Source organism: Faecalibacterium prausnitzii (genome assembly GCF_019967995.1).
Classification (GTDB): Bacteria; Bacillota; Clostridia; order Oscillospirales; family Ruminococcaceae; genus Faecalibacterium; species Faecalibacterium prausnitzii_E.
Genome location: NZ_CP065377.1, coordinates 906,514 through 922,375, shown reverse-complemented (window position 1 = coordinate 922,375; position 15,862 = coordinate 906,514). Strand labels below are relative to the sequence as shown.

Below are 15,862 nucleotides of genomic sequence, written 5' to 3'. Positions count from 1 at the left end.
AATATCTCCTCTGCGTATTTTGGCATACCGCCAACTCTCCAAATGCAAGAATGAATCTTATTATTTTGCTTTTATTATACCTATATTTTTTTCTCTGTCAACAACCACAAAGGGCTTGTGCTCCAAAAGCTGCCTCGAAGCCGATTTTCTCAAATTATGTGACTCCGTCACAGTAAAACCGCTTGTCACGCGGTAATACTACGCATAAAAACACAGCCGCAGAGTACATCTGTGGCTGTGTTTTGCGTTCAGTTGCTCACTGTTGCGTGGACTGGATATGGAGAGACAACATATCTCCCGATCTTACATGGGTTATCTTATCTGCCATCACTTTGGCAGTTTGCCTTGCAGATATGTCGGCATCCCCACTGCGGTCGTATCCGGCCTGACCTTAAACATGGCTTTTTCAATCTACCTCCCTTATCGGTTTTCCGCGATATATTTTTCCGCCATGTGGACTGCCACCGCGCCGTCCGCCACGGCGGTGACCACCTGACGGAGGGGCTTCGTCCGCACGTCGCCCACGGCGTAAACGCCGGGAATACTGGTTTCCGTGGTCTCTCCGGCCACGATATAGCCGCCGCCGTCCAGCGCCAGTTGACCCACCGCCAGCGCCGTGGCGGGCTGTCGGCCCACGCTGACAAATACGCCGTCGCAGTCCACCACGCTTTCCTCACCGGTGACGGTGTCCCGCAGGCGGACGCCGGTCAGCCTGTCCCCGGAAAGCAGCGCGGAAACGACGCTGTTCCAACGGAATTCCACGTTTTCGGCCTGTGCCAGCGGCTCGTGATAGCTCTTGGTGGCCCGCAGGGTGTCTCTGCGGTGGACGAGGATCACTTTTTTCGCCACGCGGCTGAGAAGGAGGGCATCTGCCGCGGCGGAATTGCCGCCGCCCACCACGACCACCGTTTTGCCCTTGTAAAACATCCCGTCGCAGGCGGCGCAGTAGGCCACGCCCCGGCCCAACAGCTCCGTCTCTCCGGCAACGCCCAGCGTTCTGGGATCTGCGCCGGTGGCCAGCACCACGGTTTTCCCCCGGAAGATCCCCTCGCTGGTCTCCACGAGCTTGGGAACCGCCGTCAGATCCATGCGGAGAACTTCCGCGTATTCGCTGCGTGCCCCAAAACGCTCCGCCTGCTTTTGCATCTTCTCCGCCAGAGAGAAGCCGTCGATCCCGTTCTCAAAGCCGGGGTAGTTGTCGATCTGCTCGGTCAGGGCCATCTGCCCACCGGCGGACAGTTTTTCCAGCACGATGGTGTCCAGCCCCGCCCGTGCCGCGTACAGGGCGGCGGTGTAGCCGCCCGGGCCGCCGCCCACCACGAGCATATCATAAACATGATTGTTGTTCATATCTGAACCCTCCGTTATTTCGCCAAGGCTTCCTGAATGAAACGGTCGATTTCTGCCTTTGAGCCGGGCGCGATGATGGAATCCACGGCCTTTCCGTTCCGGTACAGCACCAGAGTTGGGATGTCCTCGATCCCCTCGGCCCCCGCCAGCCGCGGCTCCTCGTCAATGTTGATCTTGCCGACGGCGAGGCTGTCCGCGTATTCCTCTCCGATCTTCTCATACGCGGGGCCGATTCTCCGGCAGTAGCTGCACCAGGGCGCCCAGAAATCCACCAAAACGGGCTTTTTCTCCCGGATTGCCTGCTCAAACTGCTCCTGATTCATGTTCATAGCTGCCATATCTGTCAGCTCCTTTCCTTTGTTTGGGTATTCTCAAGACTCCGGTCTCGCCCCACACCACATCGTGACCTCAACCTGAGATGACGGTACTCTGCCCTTGGGACATAAAGCAGATGAGTAAGACCATCATCTGTACGAAAATAGCTGCGGTTTGTTGCAGCTTATTCTGCGCAGAGCTCATCCACCAGAGCGTCCATCTGCGCTTCGCTGGTTTGGTTCAATGCACCACGCAGAGACACTACCGTTTCGTAAAGGTGGATATCCTTCATCTCCTCCAATTTGGTGCGCATCAGCCGCGCGGCAGCAGGTGCCCAAGAGCCGTCTTCAATAAGGCCAACCCGGCGGTTTCGGAATCCCTTTGTCCGTAAATGTTCCAAAAACTCCCTCATGGGCGGAAACAGTCCTCCGTCATAGGTGGCGCTGGCTAAAACCAACTTCCCGCAGTAGAACGCACTGGCAACAGCGTAGGAAAGATCTGTCACAGTGAGATCACATATGTTGACCTGTACGCCTTTTTTCTCTAATTTACCCTTGAGGGTCTTCGCCGCATGGGCAGTATTTCCATGGATGGATGCGTGGGCAATCAGTATGCTCTCCGATTCTTCTGGTTCCCATTGTGACCAGAGATCATAGAGCCGCAGACACTCCTCCAGCCCTTCTGTAAGCACGGGACCGTGGAGCGGGCAGATTGTTTTGATCTCCAGCGCGGAGATTTTTTTCAGCAGAGCCTGCACCTGTGCGCCATATTTCCCGATAATATTGTAATAATACCGTCGGGCCTGCGGCACCCAGGGGGCACGGGCAGTCCGTTCCAGTGAGCCAAAGCGTCCGAAGGCATCCGCCGAGAACAGGATTTTTTCCGTTTCCTCATACGCCGTCATCACCTCCGGCCAGTGTACCATCGGCGCCAGCAGAAAGCGCAGCCGGTGCAAACCCAAGGAAAGCGTATCTCTTTCGCCAACCTCCAGCATACGGTCTTCCGACAATGCACCTGTGCCGAAGAACTGCTTGATCAGGGTAAATGTTTTCGCGTTTCCCACGATCTTCATCTCCGGGTACTTTTGTGCCAGCCGCATGAGACTGCCGGAATGATCCGGCTCCATGTGTGTGACCACAAGATAGTCGGGCCTGCGCCCCTCCAACACCCGCGCCACATTGGAAAGCCATTCTTCCGTTGCCCGTGCGTCCACGCTGTCCATCACGGCAATCTTCTCATCCAGAATGACATAGGAGTTGTAGCTCACTCCCATAGGCTGGACGGGGTACTGGTTTTCAAAGAGTGCCAATGTGTTATCATCCACCCCTACATAGCGGATGGCATCTGTTACCGTTTGGATAGCCATATAAAAAACACCTCCTATTTTCCTTACTCAGACTCTAACTGATAGGTTCTTCTTTTCTAATGAAACATACGCTCAACCGCGGATCGACGGTCGCGCATTTTACCGTTGCCTTGCTTCCCCCAGAGTCGTTACATGTGGTACACCGCAGCGGAGCGAAGTCCTTCCGGCAGGCCGTCGGGCGCAGCAGGTGAAAGTTCCCAGCGTACCTGCCCCGCCCACTGGGAGGCGACGGCGGAAAAGTGGAGCATGACAATACCGAGATCCAATGCGGCATCCAAATTATCGGTGTAGGCATCCTCCTGCTGCACCAAATAGATGCTGTGGTCCTGCACAAGGAAGCCATAGGGCTGACGGTTGAGATAGCTGGGGGAGAGCGAAGCGGCGTAGATGGACTGCCAGAGCATATCGTCGTAGAAGTCCATCATCTCGTCAAGCCCAGACTTGTTGCTCCAGCTCCCCATGTGAACCAAATCGTGCACACCCTTTTTGGGCGCGTAGTACTGCTGCTCGGCCCGCACATCGATCTGAGACATACTTAGGATATTCAGCCGCAGCTTTTTTGCGGTCTTTTCCCCGTAGCCAAAGGCAACGATTGCCGCCACCTCTAACGGGGTGGCGAGAGACAGTGCCTGTTTGATTTTGTCGCTGTCGGTGAAGGTCATCCAGCAGGTGTCAATGTCCAACTCAGTCAGCTTGAGGACGAGATCTTCCATCATGTAGCCGGCGTTGATGGCCGCATAGGAATGCGGGGCAGACATAAGGAGCAGGTAGTGCGGTGCTCCGATGAGAAATTGATTATAGCCCGCTGAGCTCTCCAGCGCCGGCTGTGCATCCTTGTCCAAGACGATCAACTCCGTTGCAATCTCCGGGACAAGACGGGGGCAGGTCTTTTCATAGTAGGATCGGAGCTGGCCGATAGCCTCGCTCGGAACTTCCTTTTCGCGGAATGCGTGAACGGATCTGCGATTTTGAATCATAGCGCTGTAATTCATAGTAATATCTCCTATTCTGATGTCTTTGGTTTTCTTATAAATCGTCTATCAGTGCGGTGCTCTTGGCGTAGGCGGTACTGCGTGCCTCAAAGAAATCGGTCTTGACCATGTTGGCGTCGGCGTACTGGCTGACCCATTCCATGCTCTCCGGTTCGCTCTCAAAGCCTGGATACAATGCGGGATAGCCAAGGCTCGTCCAGCGGAGGTTGCCGAGATAGCGGATGTAATCGCTGATCATCTGCCGGTTCAGCCCCGGGATGTCGTCGCCGATCACATAATGCCCCCATGCAATCTCCTGTTCCACGCCCTCACGCATCATCTCGCGCAGCGCTTGTACGCTCTCGGCGGTGAACAACTCCGGCTGCTCCTTTTGCAGCTCCGTGATGATATTGCGGAACAGCCACAAGTGCGTGTTCTCATCACGGTTTATGTAGCGAATCTCCTGCGCCGAGCCGGGCATCTTCCCGTTTCGGGAGAGATTGTAGAAGAACATAAAGCCGCTGTAAAAATAGATGCCCTCCAAAATATAGTTTGCCATCATCACGCGCAGCAGCGTGGGAGCGTCCTTCCGCTCCTGAAACTCGTTGTAGCAGTCCCCAATGAAGGTGTTGCGGCGCAGCAGATGCTCGTCCGTTTTCCATTGGTAGAGGATGTCATTGCGCTCCACGGGGGAACAGATGGTGTCGAGCATATAGCTGTAGCTCTGTGAGTGGACACACTCCTGAAACGCCTGAATGGACAGGCAGAGATTGACCTCGTTGGCGGTAATGTAGGCGCCGATATTAGGCAGGTTCGCTGTCTGAATGGAATCCAAAAAGACAAGAAAACTCAGAATTTTATCGTAGGCGCTGCGCTCGGCTGACAGCAGGCGGGGATAGTCCTTCACATCCTGCGAGAGATTGATCTCCTCAGGGATCCAAAAGTTGTTCATGGCCTGCCGGTACCAGTCGCTGACCCAAGCGTACTTCATATTGTTGAAGTCATTGAGGTTGGTGGTATTGCCGCCGATCATGCGCCGCAGGCGCACATCAGGGTCGCCCTCCGGGTTAAAGAGGGGCTTTTTCTTCAGTTCCATCATGCTATCCTCCTTATGACGAGCAGCTTTCGCAGGCCTCGACCTCAAGGGCCTTGCTGCGGACATAGTAAATGGTCTTGACGCCGGCCCTCCACGCCTCCAAATACAATCTGAGCACCTGACGCATGGAATAGTCGTTGGTGATATAGAGATTCATGCTCTGCGCCTGGTCGATATGTCTCTGGCGAAGGCCCGCGGCGCGTACCGACCAGCTTTGGTCGATCAGATGCGCTGCCTTATAGTACCACCATGTGTCCATAGAAAGCTCCGGAGCAACGCGGGGCAGCATGCTGCCCTTTTTTTCCTCTAAAAAGAATTTCTTCATAATTGGATCTATGCCCGCCGACGTGCCGGAGAGGATAGATGTGCTGGAGGTCGGTGCGACCGCCAGCAGATAGGCGTTGCGCATTCCCTGCACCGCCACCGTTTTCGCAAGCGCCCGCCACTTTTCGGAGGTATAACCCCGCTTTTCAAAATACGCGCCCGTCTGCCAGTCGCTGCCCTCAAAGAGCGCGTAACGACCCTTTTCCCGCGCCAGAGCTGTGTCCGCCTTGACAGCGGCGTAGTTGATGAGCTCGAACACTGCGTCGGTGAAGGCAAGGTGCTCATCGCTCTCCCAGTGGATGCCGCGCTTTGCCAGCATGTGGTGGTAGCCGCTGACGCCCAGGCCGATGCTGCGGTACTTCTGATTGGTAAGCCGCGCGTATTCCAACGGGTAGAAGTTGAGGTCGATCACATTATCCAGTGCGCGGATGGCCGTTTCCACCGTGCGTTCCATATAGGCCTCGTCCTCCACCGGCAGATTACCGAGAGACAGACTCGCCAGGTTGCAGACCACAAACTCGCCTGGGCGTGTGGCCGTCACCACAATTGTGTCGCCGTTCTCCGTGTGCACCTCAGTGCTGATGTGCTCGATGGGTGCCATGTTCTGCGCGATCTCCGTACAGAGATTGGAGCAATAGATCATTCCCGTGTGGCCGTTTGGGTTCATACGATTTACACTGTCGCGATTGAAAGCGAAGGGTGTGCCGGTCTCCACTGCCGAGCGAAGCACCAGCCGCACGATGTCCTTGACGGTGACGCTGCGCTTTTCGATGCGCGGGTCATTGACGCAGTCCAGATACCGCTTCTCCCATTCTGTACCCCAGTAATCCTCCAGTGCGTAGCCCTTGACCGTGAGGATCTCATGCGGACACATGAGATGCCACGGCGCGTCTATGTTCTCCTCCGCCAGTCGCCAGAAGAGATCCGGATAGCACACGGCGGGAAACACATCATGTGCCTTCATGCGGTCGTCGCCGTTGTTGGTGCGCAGTTGAAGGAATTCCGGCAGATCCCGGTGCCATGCGTCTAAGTAAACCGCCACAGCGCCCTGCCGCATCCCCAACTGATCCACCGCCACGGCGGTGTCGTTGACCAGCCGGATCCAGCGGATAACACCGCCCGCCGCCCCTTGAAAGCCGCGGATGGTGCTGCCTGCAGCGCGCACCTTACCGAAGTACATCCCCATTCCACCGCCGAATTTAGAGACCTTTGCGAAGTTGTCCAGCGAGCGGTAGATGCCGTCCAGACTGTCCGGCACAGTGTCCACAAAGCAGCTTGAAAGCTGATGGTAGGGCTTTCGTGCGTTGGACATGGTAGGTGTCGCCATCGTGACCTCCATACGGCTGAGCATATCGTAAAAGCGTTTTACCCACCCCATGCGGTCAGAGCCTTCGTTCATAGCAAGATGCAGCGCGATACCCAAAAACATCTCCTGCGGTGTTTCCAGCGGCACGCGGCTGCGTGACTGGATCACATAGCGTTTGAGCAGCAGGTCAAGGCCGGAGTAGGTGAACAGCTCGTCCCGTTCCGGGCAGAGAAAGTCCTCCGCCATGGCAATCTCCTCGTGGGTATAGTGGGCAAGGATATAGTCACCGTAGAGTCCCTTATCCGTCAGATAGCGAAGCCTGCCATAGAGATCGCCGACGCCGCGCCCCTCCCATTCCTGTGCGTTGCGACAGCGAAAGGAGTGGTTCAGAAGCCGCGCCGCGATGAACTCCCACTTGGGTGCCTCTGCCGTAGTCAGCTCTACCGCCGCCTTGGTCAGTGCCTCAGCCCGCTCATCCTCCGTCATGCCCAGGCGACAGAAACTCTCAAACTTCATTTGAAGCGCCGCGAGGGAGTAGACTTCCTCGGTAAAATCCATCTGGATGCGGCGCAGCACCTCGTCAAGCGTGTCATCCCCCACCGTCCGCGCGATGGTATGCCGGACACGGCGCAGCGCAGACCGCTTTTCGCGGTAGAGGATGTACGCCTTGGCCACCTCATAGTGTCCGCGCTCCATGAGCGTTCGCTCCACCTCGTCCTGCACATGTTCTACGGTGAGCGGCACTGTGACGGAGAGATTTTTGAGAACGGTGGCGAGGATCTCATCCATCTCTCTGCTCCCGATCTCCTTGCCCTGTCCGTCAAACGCCTTTTTCATGGCGTTGAAAATTTTCTCCTGTTGAAAGGGAACAGACTCCCCGTTTCGTTTTCTGATCTCCATTTCGACCCTCTCATCTTCTCCGGTCACTTCTCATGTCCTTTTGGGCAAAGAGCGGGCAAGCGCAGTATCACGCTTGCCCGCTCTGTTTTTGAAAGCCGGTTTTTCTGCAGCCGACGCGGCGGGGCTGTTTGTTGTCTGTTGTCTTGGTTTTGGCTTCCCTGCCAGTTACTTCATAGACTCCAGAATGGCGTCCGCCAGTGCTTCCAGCTCAGTGCGCTTGTCCGTGCCCATGGACGAGGCGAGGCTGAGCCGCTCGTTGAGCACCGTCATGTTCTTAAGCTCATTGTTGACGAATTTCTGCATGAGGTCACCGGACTTCACCGCCCATGAGCCGTTTTCAATGATGGCAAAGGTGCGGTTTTGCAGATTCAGTGCCTTCATATCCATGAGGAAGTCATGCATGGCGGGGTAGATGCCGAGGTTGTAGGTCACAGAGGCCAGGACAATGTGACTGTACTTAAATGCCTCGGAGATCAGCTGGGAGACATGAGTGGAGGACACATCGTACATCGCCACCTTGCTCATGCCCTTATCGCAGAGCGACGTCGCCAGCGCCTGCGCCGCGTTCTCCGTGTTGCCGTACATAGAGGCGTAGACGATGAGCACGCCCTGGGTCTCAGGGGCATAGCGGCTCCATGTGTCGTACTTTTCGATGAACCAGCCCAGATCCTTGCGCCACACGGGGCCGTGGAGCGGGCAGATGTACTTGATCTGATCCAAAACGCCGCCGGCCTTTTTCAGCAGGAGCTGGATGTGGGGGCCGTACTTGCCCACGATGTTGGTAAGGTAGCGGCGGGCGTCGTCCAGCCAGTCCCGCTCGAAGTCCACCTCGTCGGCGAACAGCTTGCCGTCCAGCGCGCCGAAGGTGCCGAAGGCGTCGGCGGAAAAGAGGACGCCTTCGGTGACATCGAGGGTTACCATGGCCTCCGGCCAGTGAACCATAGGCGCGCCCACAAAGGTGACGGTGTGCTTGCCGAAGGAGAAGGTGTCGCCCTCCTTCACCTCGATGCACTCATGTCCGTCCACATGGAAGCCGAACTGCCGCATGAGCATGAATGCCTTCTCGTTGGAGATCAGTTTCACCTTGGGATGGCGCAGCAGGATCTCCTCGATGCAGGCGGCGTGATCCGGCTCCAGATGGTTGACCAGCAGGTAGTCCAGCTCGCGGCCATCCAGCACATACGCCAGATTTTCCAAAAGCTGGCGGCAGGCAGACCAGTCCACCGTGTCAAAGAGCACCGTCTTTTCATCCAGCAGGCAGTAGGCGTTGTAGCTTACGCCCCGAGGAATGGGAAAGCAGTTTTCAAACAGGGCCAGACGATGGTCGTTGGCACCCACCCAGTAGAGGTCGTTCGTTACTTTACGCACGCAATACATCTTATCTTGCCTCCTTCACGGCCTCAAGCCTTTACAAATTGATCCTTCGTCTCCGCGCACTCGGGACACACCCACTCGGCGGGAAGCTGCTCAAAGAGCGTACCGGGCGCGATCTCGCCGTCCTCGTCGCCCAACTCCGGCACATACTCGTAGCCGCAGCCGCTGCAGACGTAGCGGTCGCCGATGGGGGCGGGCTTCGGCGGCGTGGGCCGCTTCATCTTTACCATGGGCGGCGCGGGCAGCTTTTCGCCGCTATCCAGCGCGGCAGTGAGCAGGGGCAGGATCTCCTCCACATCGCCCACGATGCCGTAGTCGCAGTTCTTGAAGATAGGCGCGTTACCGTTCTTATTGATGGCCACGATGGTGGAGGCGTCCTTGATGCCCTTAAGGTGCTGGGATGCGCCAGAGATGCCGCAGGCGATGTACAGATTGCCGGTAAACTTCTGACCAGACATACCCACATAGCGGTTCAGCGGCAGATATTTGAGAGTCTCCGCCACAGGGCGGGAAGAACCGATGGCCGCGCCGGCGGCCTTGGCCAGCGACTCTACCAGTTTCATGTTCTTTTTCTCCCCGATGCCCTTGCCCGCGGAGACCACCCGCTCCGCCTGCGGGATGGGCGTATCCATAGGGATGCCCACGGAGAAGTCGTGACCATCCTTCTTCAGCGCCGCCACAAGGTCGGCCACCTGCTGGGCAGCATCCCCCTCCCGGAAGATGGTCTTTTTGCGAATGCCGGTGATGGGCGCGGGTTTCTTGGCCGCCGAACGGCTCTCGCCGCCGGAGCTCTTGCCCAGCCTGCCCAACAGATGAGAGGCGATGACCACCCGCTGGATCTCGTTAGTGCCCTCGTAGAGGGTGGTGATCTTGGCGTCGCGGTAGGCCCGTTCCACCTCCATGCCCTTGAGGTAGCCGCTGCCGCCGTGGATCTGCAAGGCATCGTTGGTGACCTCCAGCGCGATGTCCGAGGCGTACATCTTCGCCATGGCGGACTCCATGCCGTAAGGCGCGTGCTGCTCCTTCAGCTCCGCCGCGGAGTAGATGAGGAACCGGGCGCAGCGCAGCTTGGTTGCCATATCCGCCAGCTTGAAGGCGATGCTCTGCTGGGCCGCGATGGGCTTGCCGAACTGGACGCGCTCCTTGGAATAGCTCAACGCGTGCTCAAACGCGCCCTGGGCGATGCCCAGCGCCTGCGCGGCGATGCCGATGCGTCCGCCGTCCAGCGTGGACATGGCAATCTTGAAGCCCTCGCCCTCCTTGCCCAATAGGTTTTCCTTGGGAACCTTCACGTCGTTGAAGATCAGCTCCGCCGTGGAGGAGGAGCGAATACCCATCTTGTCATAGTGGTCGCCGAACTCAAAGCCCTTCCAGCCCTTCTCCACGATGAAAGCGGAGATGCCCCGGGTGCCGATGTCCGGCGTGGTGACGGCGAAAACCACATAGGTGTCCGCCTTAGGGGCGTTGGTAATGAAGATCTTGCCGCCGTTGAGGAGGTAGTAGTCCCCCTTATCCAGCGCCGTGGTCTCCGTGCCGCCGGCGTCAGATCCGGCGTTGGTCTCCGTAAGGCCGAAGGCGCCGATTTTCTCGCCCTTGGCCAGCGGAACCAGATATTTCTTCTTCTGCTCCTCGGTGCCATAGGCGAAAATGGGCCATGAGCCGAGGGAGACGTGGGCGGAGAGGATTACGCCCGTACCGCCGTCCACACGGGCCAGCTCCTCCACCGCGATGGCGTAGCTCAGGGCATCAAGACCGGCACCGCCGTACTCCTTGGGGTAGGGAATGCCCATCCAGCCCAGCTTACCCAGCTTCTTGACAGCCTCCTCGGGAAACTCGTTGTTCTGATCCATTAAAAATGCGAGGGGCTTGATCTCCTCCTCCGCAAAACTCCGGATCTTCGCGCGCAGCTCTTCGTGCGCCGACGTGGTTTGAAACAGCATACGGGTACCTCCTTTTAAAATTTTACAGCTCGCTTGTATCTTGGGGATCGGATCCGCCGGTCAGCAGCCTGCGCAGGCTCACGGCACGGAACGCCTCGTCCTGCTTTTGCTGCAAGGCCGCCAGCTGACAGTGGATGGCGCACCGCCCATGCTTGTCCTGCCAGCGGCATTCATATCCCGGCTCCATGCAGGCGCACAGGATGCCCCGCTCCCCCACGACCCCCATGAGATCGTAGAGGGAGGTCGCGTCCAGATCGCAGGACAGCGCGCAGCCGCCGAGAGCGCCGCGGCTCACCCGCACCAAATTGCCGGCGGAGAGCTTGCGCAGAATCTGGTAGGCAAACTGATTGGGGATCAATTCCGTTTCCGACATCTCGGCCACCGAATGCTTCTCCCCGTCCAGCAGCACCCGCAAAATGCGCAGCGCGTAGTCCGTCTCTTTGGTGATGATCATGCTCCACATCCTCTTTTCGCTTGCTTGTTAATACCATCATATCAATCTTGATAAATTTTGTCAAGATTATTTCAAAAAAAATATCGCTTTATTACAGACCGCCCCAGCCCGGGTCAGCTTCGCTTTCCATTCAGCGAAAAGCCATGTTCCTTTTCATATTGACAATCTCCTGATCGGGATTGAGCTTGATTTTCATGTTCGCTAGCTCTTTCTTGATTGTGACTTTATCATACCGCAGGGCAAAGTCTTTTTCTGTGATGAGGTTACATTGATAAAAAAATCCGGTGCTTTTTGGAGCACCGGATTTTAAGAAGGTGAATTACGCTTTCCACAGACTGTGGAGGTTGCAGTAGGCGTAGACCGCCTCGACCTCATCGCCCTCGCAGAGCGCGAAGCAGACCTCCGGCTTTTCGCCGGGATGCAGTTCCTTACGCTGATTGCCCTGCTTGGTCTGGAGAGATACCCATTCGATGTAGTGCTCCGGCAGCATGGGGTGCTCCACAGAGCCGACCTTGACATGGACGATGCCGTTTTCCACCGTCCAGACAGGGACGTGCTTCTCCACGGCAGCGTCGGTGGTGCCGGGAACGATCTCGCTCATCGGCTCGCCGCAGCAGACGACAGGGACGCCTGCGTCCTTAACTTTGGCAATGATGTTACCGCAATGCTTGCAAATGTAAAACTTCTGCTCCATGATAATTCTCCTTTTCTTTAATAGTTTTCTGCGTGAATTTCAAAATAGCTCTGGGGATGGTTGCAGGTGGGGCAAACCTCCGGGGCCTTCTCGCCCACGACGATGTGACCGCAGTTGCGGCACTCCCACACCTTGACCTCACTCTTGGCGAAGACCTCCGCCATCTCCACATTGTGCAGCAGGGCACGGTAGCGCTCCTCGTGATGCTTTTCAATGGCGGCGACCAGGCGGAAACGCTGGGCCAGCTCATGGAAACCTTCCTCATCGGCAGTTTTGGCAAAGCCATCGTACATATCCGTCCACTCGTAGTTCTCACCCTCAGCGGCGGAGAGAAGGTTTTCTGCGGTGTCGCCAATGCCGTTCAGTTCTTTGAACCACAGCTTGGCGTGTTCCTTCTCATTATCAGCGGTTTTGAGGAACAGTGCCGCGATCTGCTCAAAGCCTTCCTTCTTGGCCTTGGATGCAAAATAGGTGTACTTGTTGCGTGCCTCGGACTCACCGGCAAAGGCAGCCATCAGGTTTTTTTCGGTTTGAGTTCCTGCGTATTTCGTTTCTTTCATGGTGGATACTCCTTCCTGCTTTTCTGCTTTTCTGCTTTTATTGTAGCAAATCTATGATTTTATTCCGTGACGAAGTCACATTCCTTTTTATTTTAGACGATTTAGTCTGTTCTTATCCCGCAGCGTGATTGCACCACGCTTCAGCTCCACCAGTCCGTCCTCCGAGAAGCTTTTGAGCATCCGTGCCACTGCCTCCCGTGCCGAGCTGATGTGCTGGGCGATCTGCTCATGGGTCGTACGTATCGTGTCGGAGCCGGTACGTTCCGCTTCGGCAAAGAGAAATTCTGCCAGCCGCTGATCCAGCCCCTTGAACATGATCTGCTGCATCGCCCACATCACATCAGAAAACCGTTTCGTTGCCAGTTCATAGAGAAAACAGCGGACATGGAGATTTTTCTCCTTGAGTGCAGCAATGACATTTGCAGGGATAATCAGAACGTCCGTATCCATTCCGGCAGTCATTTGCGTATCAAAGGTGATCTGACTGATCACGCAGGAGGCGGAAAGCACGCATAGTTCGCCCGGATACAGGCGGAACAGCGTTACCTCCCGCCCCTCATCAGAGAGAAGATAGGTGCGGATCTCGCCGGAAAGAATAAACAGCATTCCGAGACATTCATTGTCGCTACTGTGAACGAACGCACCCTTTTTATAATGACGAACAAAGGCACTTCGGCGTAGTGTGTCCATTTCGCGTTCGGTCAAGGATGACCAGAACGGAAGTTGTGTCAGTGTTTGTTCCATATCAATGGCAGCTATGCTTGCCGCAGCCGTGGTTACCGCAGGTGTGACCTTCCTCGCCGTGCTCGTGGTCATGGTGGTCACAGTGAACATTGGGATTGTAGCCCAGATTTCCGTTGAGCAATGCGCTCACCGCCGCATCAGCGTCCCCGCTGACACCGCCGTAGAGCTTGATGCCTGCTTCGGCCATTGCCGCCTGTGCACCGCCGCCGATGCCACCGCAAATCAAAGTGTCCACGCCGTTCTGCATCAGGAAGCCTGCCAGTGCGCCGTGACCGCTGCCGTTGGTATCAACAACTTCCGTATGGGTGATTTTGCCGTCCGCAGCTTCATAAAGCTTGAACTGTTCGGTGTGGCCGAAATGCTGAAAAATTTGACCGCTTTCATAGGTAACTGCAATTTTCATAATGGAATCTCCTTTGCAAGTTTTGCCTGATTTTTCCATGTTGGCTCTCTGCATCCGGCAGCAACGGCCGCAGTGAGCTGCCTCCTGTCCTCCGCAGATGCGGTAGTTTCCCCCGGTGATGTGCAGCGGTTTCCTGTGAACAAGACACGCTGCGGTCTTGCGCCGTGCATTTTCGCAAATCTCCTGCACGGTAGAGCGGGAAATATCCATTTGAGCGGCACACTGCTCGTGGGTTTGCTGCTCCAAGTCAACCAGCCGGATGACCTCGTACTTGTCCAGCGTCAGCAGGATCGGCTCGGTATTCTCGCACCCGTTGGGACAGAATGTATCGACCTGTGGTACGCCACAAATTTGACGGCACCGTGGCGGTCTTGGCATGGGAGCTTTCCTCCCTTTGTATTCGGTATATGCCGATTGTAGCACTTTGAGCAGAAAAAAGCAATTTTTTCAAAAGCTGCTACATTTTCCGTCCTCATGTGGAGCTGGACGATATTCGGAGTCGAATTCTACATGTGAGCCTTGTTCGTAATGCCCACCGATCATGACCGTAGCGGCAGTCACAGCATCCACATGAAAGAGTTCCCGGTAATGCTTGCATTTTCGTAAAAAAACGTTATAATTGAATCAGTTAAATCAAAGGAGGTATCAAATCATGAAATCACATAAATACTGGTCCTTAGGCGCACTTTTCTGTATGTTGGGATGCATTTATTCTGGAATCAAAAAATCTATGACTGCGCATAAATACTTTGCCTATTCTTCATTGCTTTGTATGGGTATGTCCATTTATTCCGGTCACAAACTGGTTTCTCCAAAGAAGAAAAAAATCACTAAATCAAATAATAGTGAGAATAGTTAAACAAAAAATTTCCTTTATTCATCAAAGACAAAGTTGCTGGAGAATTTTTTTCTCCAGCAACTTTCTTCATATAGAAAACCACAAGCTATGCTTGTGGAAGAAAAGAGCCGTAGCGTCGAAACGGTAGAAAAAGAACCTCCTTTTGCTATAATTAGAAGCGGGTAACGCCAACCGCATAGGGCCTTTGGTTCGGCCTACTTTTTGGAACTGGGCCTCTCGTGCCAGCAGCTCGAACAGAATATCCCGGCCCTCTTCACCGACCCCGCGTGCGGCCATGTGCTGCGGGCGAAAGGCTTCGTGCAGGACGAGAACGGCTGGGTGGAGCTGAACGCCACCGCCGACGGCCTGACGGCAAACGCTATCCCCAAGGGGCAGGAAGTGCTCATCGTGATCGGGGAGGGGCTGGAGAAAGAACGGATTGAGGTAAGATTAAAGGGGTAAGGCGGATCCCCCGTATATCGTTGTATCTTTCCATAAATAGTTTGTCTCCCGCCCAAAGCAGGCGTATAATAGGGGAAAAGAAACGCTAAAGGAGAATTCCCTATGAACGGCACCGCATTGCGCAAACCGACTGCCCGGCGGGTGGTGGGCATGGTGGCGGGCATCGTCATCATCGCCCTTGGCATTGCGCTTTTCAAGCAGTCCCACCTCGGCAACGACTCCATCAGCGCCCTGAACATGCGGCTGGCGGAGCTGCTCGGCATCTCGCTGGGCACCCAGAACCTGTGCACGAACATCCTGTTTTTCCTGCTGGAATTCTGGTTCGGGCGCAAGTACATCGGCCTTGGCACCTTCGTCAACGGCATCTGCATCGGGTACATCGTCACGGCGTTCTATGACCCCATTCACGCCCACTTCGGCGACGCGCCGTCGCTGGCGGTGCAGTTGGCGTGGGTCATCGCGGCGGTGCTGGTCACGGCGCTGGGTGCTTCGCTCTACCAGACCGCCGACCTCGGCATCGCGCCCTACGATTACCTTTCCCTCGGTCTGCGGGACTACACACCCTGCCCGTACTTCGGGTGCCGCATCTTCACCGATGCGCTCAGCGCCCTGCTGTGCTGGCTGCTGGGTGGCCTTGTGGGCCTTGGCACCTTGATCTGTGCGTTCTGCCTTGGGCCCTTCATCCAGTTCTTCGACCGGACGTTCTCCCAGAAGGTGCTGCAATACAAACCGAACAATTGAGAAACCCCGCGGCGTCAAATCATA

Annotated in this window: 16 protein-coding genes; 3 read left to right on the top strand and 13 right to left on the bottom strand. The window is 56.0% G+C overall.

Translation table 11 applies throughout. The features are described from left to right. Window positions 1-420: 420 nt before the first annotated feature. From trxB to I5P96_RS04455, 13 genes are all read right to left on the bottom strand, one after another. Window positions 421-1,350 carry a thioredoxin-disulfide reductase gene (gene trxB / locus I5P96_RS04515; protein WP_097784862.1) on the bottom strand — a complete coding sequence of 310 codons (930 nt, stop codon included), beginning with the start codon at window positions 1,348-1,350 and terminating at the stop codon, window positions 421-423. A 14-nt stretch (window positions 1,351-1,364) separates the two neighbouring features. Further along, window positions 1,365-1,688, bottom strand: coding sequence for a thioredoxin (gene trxA / locus I5P96_RS04510; protein ID WP_005921771.1), 324 nt, complete (start codon window positions 1,686-1,688; stop codon window positions 1,365-1,367). A 161-nt stretch (window positions 1,689-1,849) separates the two neighbouring features. Beyond that, window positions 1,850-3,031: an FprA family A-type flavoprotein gene (locus tag I5P96_RS04505; protein ID WP_223383334.1), complete on the bottom strand. Its 1,182-nt coding sequence runs from the start codon at window positions 3,029-3,031 to the stop codon at window positions 1,850-1,852. 128 nt (window positions 3,032-3,159) lie between these two features. Then, window positions 3,160-4,023, bottom strand: coding sequence for a nitroreductase family protein (locus I5P96_RS04500; RefSeq protein WP_118552764.1), 864 nt, complete (start codon window positions 4,021-4,023; stop codon window positions 3,160-3,162). A 34-nt stretch (window positions 4,024-4,057) separates the two neighbouring features. Beyond that, on the bottom strand, window positions 4,058-5,101 hold the full coding sequence (locus tag I5P96_RS04495; RefSeq protein ID WP_098924544.1) for a ribonucleotide-diphosphate reductase subunit beta: 1,044 nt from the start codon (window positions 5,099-5,101) through the stop codon (window positions 4,058-4,060). Window positions 5,102-5,111: 10 nt separating this feature from the next. Continuing rightward, window positions 5,112-7,628, bottom strand: coding sequence for a ribonucleoside-diphosphate reductase subunit alpha (locus tag I5P96_RS04490; RefSeq protein ID WP_223383332.1), 2,517 nt, complete (start codon window positions 7,626-7,628; stop codon window positions 5,112-5,114). A 165-nt stretch (window positions 7,629-7,793) separates the two neighbouring features. Continuing rightward, window positions 7,794-9,005 carry an FprA family A-type flavoprotein gene (locus I5P96_RS04485; protein ID WP_120081539.1) on the bottom strand — a complete coding sequence of 404 codons (1,212 nt, stop codon included), beginning with the start codon at window positions 9,003-9,005 and terminating at the stop codon, window positions 7,794-7,796. Between the two features lie 23 nt (window positions 9,006-9,028). Further along, a complete protein-coding gene (locus I5P96_RS04480) occupies window positions 9,029-10,942 on the bottom strand; it encodes an acyl-CoA dehydrogenase family protein (protein WP_112146297.1) in 1,914 nt (637 codons plus the stop codon). Window positions 10,943-10,964: 22 nt separating this feature from the next. Further along, entirely contained in the window at window positions 10,965-11,396 is a 432-nt protein-coding gene (locus I5P96_RS04475; protein ID WP_118604601.1) for an RrF2 family transcriptional regulator, read from the bottom strand. Between the two features lie 319 nt (window positions 11,397-11,715). Continuing rightward, window positions 11,716-12,090, bottom strand: coding sequence for a desulfoferrodoxin family protein (locus I5P96_RS04470; protein ID WP_005946408.1), 375 nt, complete (start codon window positions 12,088-12,090; stop codon window positions 11,716-11,718). A 17-nt stretch (window positions 12,091-12,107) separates the two neighbouring features. After that, on the bottom strand, window positions 12,108-12,650 hold the full coding sequence (gene rbr / locus I5P96_RS04465) for a rubrerythrin (protein WP_005946411.1): 543 nt from the start codon (window positions 12,648-12,650) through the stop codon (window positions 12,108-12,110). A gap of 87 nt (window positions 12,651-12,737) precedes the next feature. Continuing rightward, window positions 12,738-13,394 (bottom strand): Crp/Fnr family transcriptional regulator, encoded by a 657-nt coding sequence (locus tag I5P96_RS04460; protein ID WP_223383331.1) that lies wholly within the window; start codon window positions 13,392-13,394, stop codon window positions 12,738-12,740. A gap of 1 nt (window position 13,395) precedes the next feature. Next, complete coding sequence (locus I5P96_RS04455) at window positions 13,396-14,175, bottom strand: DUF134 domain-containing protein (RefSeq protein ID WP_223383330.1); 780 nt, start codon at window positions 14,173-14,175, stop codon at window positions 13,396-13,398. Window positions 14,176-14,449: 274 nt separating this feature from the next. Here I5P96_RS04455 and I5P96_RS04450 point away from each other — a divergent pair, with 274 nt between their 5' ends. From I5P96_RS04450 to I5P96_RS04440, 3 genes are all read left to right on the top strand, one after another. Then, window positions 14,450-14,656, top strand: coding sequence for a DUF6219 family protein (locus tag I5P96_RS04450; protein WP_082210884.1), 207 nt, complete (start codon window positions 14,450-14,452; stop codon window positions 14,654-14,656). Window positions 14,657-14,857: 201 nt separating this feature from the next. Then, window positions 14,858-15,097, top strand: coding sequence for a GTP-binding protein (locus I5P96_RS04445; RefSeq protein WP_005921342.1), 240 nt, complete (start codon window positions 14,858-14,860; stop codon window positions 15,095-15,097). A gap of 102 nt (window positions 15,098-15,199) precedes the next feature. After that, window positions 15,200-15,838 carry a YczE/YyaS/YitT family protein gene (locus I5P96_RS04440; RefSeq protein WP_097771470.1) on the top strand — a complete coding sequence of 213 codons (639 nt, stop codon included), beginning with the start codon at window positions 15,200-15,202 and terminating at the stop codon, window positions 15,836-15,838. The last annotated feature ends 24 nt before the right edge of the window (window positions 15,839-15,862 follow it).